At 70.2% G+C, this 2,741-nt stretch carries 5 protein-coding genes; 4 read left to right on the top strand and 1 reads right to left on the bottom strand.

What is annotated here, in order from left to right; translation table 11 throughout:
* Positions 1-277: 277 nt before the first annotated feature.
* Together AC08ON_RS02220 and AC08ON_RS02215 are read left to right on the top strand one after the other, a co-directional pair.
* Positions 278-586, top strand: a complete 309-nt coding sequence (locus AC08ON_RS02220) for a hypothetical protein (RefSeq protein WP_476606453.1) — start codon at positions 278-280, stop codon at positions 584-586.
* Positions 583-717 carry a hypothetical protein gene (locus tag AC08ON_RS02215; RefSeq protein ID WP_476606452.1) on the top strand — a complete coding sequence of 45 codons (135 nt, stop codon included), beginning with the start codon at positions 583-585 and terminating at the stop codon, positions 715-717. Before AC08ON_RS02220 ends, AC08ON_RS02215 begins: the two co-directional genes overlap by 4 nt.
* On the opposite strand, the gene AC08ON_RS02210 is transcribed toward AC08ON_RS02215, so the two are convergent.
* On the bottom strand, positions 714-1,223 hold the full coding sequence (locus AC08ON_RS02210) for a hypothetical protein (protein WP_476606451.1): 510 nt from the start codon (positions 1,221-1,223) through the stop codon (positions 714-716). The two genes, AC08ON_RS02215 and AC08ON_RS02210, sit on opposite strands and share 4 nt — an antisense overlap.
* Positions 1,224-1,480: 257 nt before the next feature.
* Here AC08ON_RS02210 and AC08ON_RS02205 point away from each other — a divergent pair, with 257 nt between their 5' ends.
* Positions 1,481-2,449 (top strand): hypothetical protein, encoded by a 969-nt coding sequence (locus AC08ON_RS02205; protein ID WP_476606450.1) that lies wholly within the window; start codon positions 1,481-1,483, stop codon positions 2,447-2,449.
* Positions 2,446-2,741 (top strand): GNAT family N-acetyltransferase (locus AC08ON_RS02200; RefSeq protein WP_476616362.1); only part of this gene is annotated, 296 nt, incomplete at its 3' end. The genes AC08ON_RS02205 and AC08ON_RS02200, both read left to right, overlap by 4 nt.

Below are 2,741 nucleotides of genomic sequence, written 5' to 3'. Positions count from 1 at the left end.
GCCGGCGCGGACCGACCCGGGGACGGGGGCGCGACCGCAGGCGGACCCCTGGCCGCCGCGGACGTGACCGGGCGGATTCCCGTCCAGCCCACGGCGTCCAACCGTCAACCGCATCCGGCCCGGTGACGTTTGGGATCGTCGGGTCCTGGCGGGCGACCGCACATCCGGCACAGCCTTGAGCCGTCGCCAGATCAGCGGCGGCCGGGGGCAGCTGAGGACCGTACGGCGCGTCGGGCTGGCACCGGAACCCCGATCAGCCGCTGACGATGATGAGCCTGTGACGTCCAGCGACGACATCGGCCCTCCCTGGGACGACAACTTGATCTGCGTGGTGTGCCCGGGGAACGTGCACGGCCCGGGACAGTTCGATATCGCTGACGGGCCCGGGCCGGGCAGCGCCTATGACACGTCCAGCGGCTACCGCCGTGACGCTGCGACCGGGGTGCCGGTGTGCGTCCACCCGGAGAAGATCGGATTCCCCCGGGCCGGTACGCAAGCGGGGGTGACCTGTGGCCGGCCGCGCCGGAACCGGGCCCGCATCCGGGCGAGCTCCCCGACGACCCGGCCGACCTTGCCGGGTGGATGACGGCGCTGGTCCGCCACGCGGGCGCGGGCAGGCTGACCTCCGCCCTGGGAGAGGCGGAGGTCGCCGCGTCCGCGAAGTTCCCGCCGGACGTCGTCGTCGACGCCCTACGGCAGGCCCTCGCCGCCGGCTAACGACCGAAGGTGATCGTGTGGTAGCGGCCGCCGCGGTAGATCCCGATCGACTCGTACAGGCCGTCCAGCACGGCGAGTCGACGCCGGGTCTCGTCCTGGCCGATCCAATACCGCTGCGGCGGCTCACCCCACCCCGCGGCCCGGTACGCCTGGTCGGTGTAGCCGTCCTGGTCGTAGCGGAACCGCTCGTTGCCGGTCGAGTGAACGAAGGTGGTCCCGGTGCCGGCCTGGACCCGCGAGAGGATCGTGAACTGAGCGGTGAGCGCGTGGACCATCTCATCGACCGAGGCGGCCACGTCGAGTTCGGCGGCGGCCTCGCTGCCGGTGAGCTCGTACACGGCCGCCTTGAGCGCCATGGTCCGCAGCGCCTCGACGAACAGCCGGGGACCGTCGGCGTCGAGGTCCCACTCGGCGACGATCGGGTAGCCGGTGAACGTCGCCCAGCACGTCGGGTACCGCAGCGTCGACGTCCTCAGCCGGTCATACTCGGGATACCCCTCGATCACGTCGAGGATCTCGGCGGCCCGCCGGCCGGAAGATCGGGTTCCACCGCACCCGAATATCCAAGGCGGAAAACGGGGAGCTTCCGTCTGCCGACCTGTGCCAGGCGCTCGATGAGCACCGGCAGACCGACGGGGAGCTTGCCGCCTGGCAGGCCAGGTTGGAAGCCGTGGAGGGAGACCGAACGGAGGGCACGACGGACAGACGACAAGTCTTCTAGCTCGCCGCGCTGTCAGCACTGGCTGCATCAACGCGGACACGGATGGACGCTGCGGTCACCACAGCGACCCTCGACGAACTCGAAGCCGACGCCGACGAGATCGCCCGGATGTACGGCTCGGCACCGCACGCTTCGCTGCTGCCGGAGGTCGGCGCCCGCTGGCGGCAGATCACCACCATCCTCGATGGGCCGGTCGCCCCTGAGGCTCGAAACCGGATCACCACGCTCGGCGGGCAGTACACCTACTTCCTCGGCCGGCTGGCGTTCAACGCCGACGACCGGCGCTCCGCCCGCCGGTTCGCCGGACTCGCGGCCCGCTACGCCGAGGATGTCGGCGACCCGGTACTGATCCTGTCCATCGCCGCGCTCCGCTCAAGCATCGCCTACTGGCGGCAGCGGTACGGACCAGCCTTGGAGGCCCTTCGTACTGTCGCCCACATCTCCGATCCGTACATGAACGCACGGATCGCTGCCTACGAGGCGCGCACTCTCGCGAAGACCGGCGACCATGACGGCGCTCGAAACGCGCTGGACCGGATGACTCCTCCGCCGGCTAAAGCCGGCGGCTTCTCAAGCTGCCTGAGCATGGAAGCCACGGCGTGCACCATGGCGCCCCTGCCCGGGGAAACGCCGGTCGGCCCGGCCGCCGTGGCCATGTTCCGCTCCGGGATCGCGATCACTATGGGTGATGCTGCTATGGCTCGTGAGTGGGCGCCAATCGCGATGGAGGGCTATCGGCGGCGAGGCGGGGACTACACCGTTGAAGAGTCCCAGCACGCCGCAGTGCCCGAAGCCCTCCTGCACCTGACTGGCCACAGGGCCGAGCCGGAAGAGGCCGCGAGGATCGCGCTCGGCATCCTCGGGACCTCGCCGGTAGCACCCACCCACACTGTCGTAGCGCGACTTCGGCAGTGCGTCGGCGAGTTCACGCCCGCTCACCGGGCGCTTCCCACGGTCGCCGCGTTCGTCGAGGAGTGCTGTGCCCTGCCCGCGGGGACGAGAGTCCAGTGAACATCCCGACGCTGACGACGGACCGGCTCATCCTGCGACCGATTCACAACGACGACGTCGCCGGCTACACCAAGATCTGGTCCGATCCCGAGTTCACCCGCCATATCGGCGGCCGTTCCGACCCTGACAACATCTGGCATGCTATGGCCGGCAACATCGGCTGCTGGGCACTTACCGGCGTCGGCCCCTGGTCAGTCGTAGAGAAGGCGAGTGGGCAGCTTGCCGGCCGCGCCGGGCTGTGGGCCGAACCGGGATGGCCAGGCGTTGAAGCGGTCTGGTTCATCGGCCGGCC

It is taken from the genome of Frankia sp. CoWAU3, from assembly GCF_977971855.1.
This window is presented reverse-complemented; position numbering and strand designations above follow the sequence as displayed.